The sequence below is a fragment of the Parendozoicomonas sp. 2304DJ65-17 genome, assembly GCF_058148445.1.
Genome location: NZ_JBYVJV010000088.1, coordinates 1 through 243, shown reverse-complemented (window position 1 = coordinate 243; position 243 = coordinate 1). Strand labels below are relative to the sequence as shown.

At 51.9% G+C, this 243-nt stretch carries 1 protein-coding gene; it reads right to left on the bottom strand.

The window, feature by feature from the left end; all coding sequences use genetic code 11:
- The coding region (locus tag ACY2RR_RS24625) for a pyridoxamine 5'-phosphate oxidase family protein (RefSeq protein ID WP_490110840.1) at positions 1-243 on the bottom strand (243 nt) is incomplete at both ends.

Sequence of the window (243 nt, the reverse complement as noted above, 5' to 3'; positions counted from 1 at the left end):
TCCCCAACCGATGGTGGGCGAGCCTCTTCGCTGCGACCAGGAGCAGTCTGTTCAACAAACAATCTGAGGGCTTCTTCTTTTTCTGCAGGGTCATCCACAAGTTTCATGGATCCAAACACCCTGGCGGAACGATAATTAGTACTGTGGTTCAATGCTGAACGCCCCAGAACCATGCCATCAACAATTGTGGCGGCAATACAGCAAGGCGCGCCATTGGTTAGACATTCCATCATCCGCCCTTTC